The 3,223-nt window shown below is 63.1% G+C and carries 3 protein-coding genes and 1 pseudogene; 2 read left to right on the top strand and 2 right to left on the bottom strand.

What is annotated here, in order from left to right:
* Positions 1 to 123 precede the first annotated feature (123 nt).
* Positions 124 to 1,227: pseudogene (locus VK804_RS00185) on the top strand (IS256 family transposase); the annotation flags it as partial.
* Between the two features lie 260 nt (positions 1,228 to 1,487).
* Here VK804_RS00185 and VK804_RS00180 read toward each other — a convergent pair.
* The gene (locus VK804_RS00180) at positions 1,488 to 2,519 is read right to left on the bottom strand and encodes an IS110 family transposase (protein WP_325366455.1); all 1,032 of its coding nucleotides are present in this window, start codon (positions 2,517 to 2,519) and stop codon (positions 1,488 to 1,490) included.
* Between the two features lie 11 nt (positions 2,520 to 2,530).
* Here VK804_RS00180 and VK804_RS00175 point away from each other — a divergent pair, with 11 nt between their 5' ends.
* Entirely contained in the window at positions 2,531 to 2,695 is a 165-nt protein-coding gene (locus VK804_RS00175) for a hypothetical protein (RefSeq protein WP_325366453.1), read from the top strand.
* A 395-nt stretch (positions 2,696 to 3,090) separates the two neighbouring features.
* Here VK804_RS00175 and VK804_RS32915 read toward each other — a convergent pair whose 3' ends face one another.
* Positions 3,091 to 3,210 (bottom strand): hypothetical protein, encoded by a 120-nt coding sequence (locus VK804_RS32915; protein WP_414642686.1) that lies wholly within the window; start codon positions 3,208 to 3,210, stop codon positions 3,091 to 3,093.
* Between the last annotated feature and the right edge of the window lie 13 nt (positions 3,211 to 3,223).

The raw sequence follows: 3,223 nt of genomic DNA, 5'->3' as shown, positions 1-3,223 counted from the left end.
CGCGCGCCGGGCGGAATGCCCCATGACTTGGAGCACGGCGCGCGCGTGAGCGAGAGGTGGTCACCGGGAAGGCTGGCTAAGGTGGAGTTGCGACGCTTCACCCCGAGCCGACCGAGGACCCCGATGACCGAAGAGAGAATGGCGCTGGCCGAGCTGCTGCAGAAGAGCGGCGATGGCGATTTTTTGCGATCCGTGGCGGAGGCGGTGCTGCAGATCCTGATGGAGGCTGATGTCGAGGGTTTGATCGGCGCCGGGCGGCACGAACGCACCGGCGACCGGCTCAACTACCGCAACGGCTATCGCGAGCGCAGCCTCGACACGCGTCTCGGTTCGCTCAGCCTGCGCATCCCCAAGCTGCGCCAGGGTTCGTACTTTCCGCCGTTCCTGGAGCCGCGCAAGACCGCCGAGAAGGCGCTGGTCATGGTGATCCAGGAAGCCTGGATCGGCGGCGTCTCGACCCGGCGCGTCGACGAGCTGGTGCAGGCGATGGGTCTCGCCGGCATCTCGAAAAGCCAGGTCTCAAAGCTGTGCAAGGATATCGACGAGCGGGTCAACGCCTTCCTTGACCGGCCGATCGAGGGCGAGTGGCCCTATCTCTGGCTCGACGCCACCTACCTCAAGGTGCGCGACGGCGGCCGCATCGTCTCGGTGGCGGCGATAATCGCCGTCGCGGTGAATACCGAGGGAAAGCGCGAGATCGTCGGCCTCGGCATCGGCCCGTCAGAGGCCGAGCCGTTCTGGTCGAGCTTCATCAAGGGCCTGGTGAAGCGCGGGTTGCGCGGCGTCAAGCTGGTGATCTCCGACGCCCATGACGGGCTGCGTCACGCGATTACCCGCGTGCTCGGCGCCACCTGGCAACGCTGCCGCGTACACTGGATGCGCAATGCCCTGGCGCACGTGCCAAAGGGCCAGCACACCATGGTCGCCGCGGCGATCCGCCAGGCCTTCCTGCAAACCGACGCCGACGCGGCACACCAGACTTGGAGGCATGTTGCCGATCAGCTCCGCTCGCGCTGGCCCAAGCTCGCCCTGCTGATGGACGACAGCGAGCACGACGTGCTGGCCTACATGACATTCCCCGGCCAGCACCGGACCAAGTTGCACAGCACCAACCCGTTGGAGCGGTTGAACAAGGAGGTCAAGCGGCGGGCCGACGTCGTCGGCATCTTCCCCAACGAGGCCAGCATCACCCGGCTCATCGGCGCCGTGCTGCTCGAGCAGAACGACGTGTATGGACCACCCCCGATTTGCAAGGACGATCACGCTGCGATGGAGACGGGTCTTGCGGTCGTGTATCCGGCCTTGTCGCGCGGCGACACAGCCGCAGGCCCTGATGGTATTCGCGGATCGGCGACCGGACAAATGGACGAGCTCACGATGGCTCGCATCGTTTCATTGGCCTCTGCCGAACCCGGTCTGACCGGTTCGCCATCACTTTGTGTCACCCTCGCAAGCCGGCGCCGGTATCGTGCTCGGCGCCGTGCCGCTTATGCCGCCTGAGCGGCAATCCTTCGATATCCCTCCTCTCGGGTGATCATTGCCCAAAGGGAGCGAGCGGTCTTGTGGGCAACCGCTACTGCCGCGACATTGACCGGCCTCCGCGCGAGCAATTGCTTCAGCCAAAGTCTTGGGGCGACATCCTTTCGGAAGCTCGTCCCGACGATCGCTCGTGCCCCATGGATCAGCAGCGCGCGCAGATAGCGATCACCACCTTTGCTGATCCTGCCGATGTGCTCCTTACCGCCGCTGGCATTAATTCTAGGCGTCAGGCCGAGCCACGCCGCGAAGTGCCGCGCTGATTGGAATTGCCTGCCATCGCCGACGCTGGCGATGATCGCACTGGCAGTGATCGGCCCCACCCCTGGGGCCGAAGCAAGCCGCTGGCTGGCCTCGGAGTTTCTGTGCCAGGTGATGATCCGAGCCTCCATGGCATCAATCCGCTTGCTCAACGCATCGATATGATCAAATGCCTCGGCGATCGCTGTGCGGGCTTCGTCAGGCAACAAATCGCTGCCGACCTTGTCCATCCGTTGACGGAGCTCGGCAACACGCTGAATGCCCTTCCCCGCGACGATTCCGAATTCCGTCAGCAGTCCGCGCACCGTGTTGATCGCGGCCGTGCGTTGACGAACGAATAGGGAGCGAACGCGATGCAGCGACAGGACATCCTGCTGATCGAGCGTCTTGACTGGGACAAACCGCATGTTCGGCCTGCCGACGGCTTCGCAGATTGCCTCGGCATCGGCCGCATCGGTCTTGTTCCGCTTCACATACGGCTTGACGTACTGCGGCGGGATCAGGCGCACGGAATGGCCAAGACGGGAGAGCTCGCGCGCCCAGTGGTGCCCGGCCGAGCACGCCTCCATCCCGACCAAACATACGGGTAGCTTGGCGAAATACGACACGAGCTCGTGTCGAGAAAGCCGCCGCCGAAGCACCGCCTTGCCGACATCATCAACACCGTGAATCTGGAACACTGACTTCGCGACGTCGAGGCCGATCGTGACGAGGGTGGACATGGGCGCATCCCTTGGCTGGTGGAAAATGCGCCACCCTAATCCCGCTTCGGGAAGGGGTGGTCCATGCCATCAAGTGGCTGCTCCAGTGCCGCTACATGCAGATCGAAGGAATGGCCGAACTTACACCGCTGCTGATCGACGCCGATCCGGCAAAACTTCCACCCATGGCGGCCTGACCAATGGCCACCTCAAACTCTACCTCGATTTACACCAACTTGACGGACGTGACCCGGCTCACCGGGCTGACACACGTGCTCGATGCGATCCAGGGCAAGGCGGTGAAATCCGTGTTGATGGTATGTGCACAGCTTTCTAGAGCTGGTGCCGCTGGCGGCCGTACTGCTGTTGTCGTTGGTCTGCGCGACAGGGCGCGCTAGTTGATTGATCGGGCAGCCACACCTCGATGCCTGGTTTGCCGTCCGATGCTTAGCTAGTGCCCGACCCGACATCTCGGGATGCGCCATTACTGCCGCGCCAGGTAAGCCAAAGGGCTCACGTGCCGCTTGTTTGGCGCGGGTTGCAGTGCGGGACTGACTTCCGCATTTGTGGAGATTGCCGAGATGTGAGCCTTTTAGCGTAAAAACTTGCGCTCAATTACGGCTCTCATCTCGGCGGATCCTACTGGATTGGCGCTGTGAACAATCGGCATCTCGGCAGGCCAACAATCATTTTCTTCCATCCAGCAAACCAGCGTAAAACCGGTG

It is taken from the genome of Bradyrhizobium sp., from assembly GCF_035484855.1.
Lineage (GTDB): Bacteria > Pseudomonadota > Alphaproteobacteria > Rhizobiales > Xanthobacteraceae > Bradyrhizobium.
The sequence above is the reverse complement of the archived record's forward strand: the minus strand, read 5'-3'. Positions and strand labels throughout refer to the sequence as shown.

Coding starts and splice junctions, on each gene's coding strand:
- VK804_RS00180 (WP_325366455.1), bottom strand. CDS start 2,519: ATGTCCACCCTCGTCACGATCGGCCTCGACGTCGCGAAGTCAGTGTTC.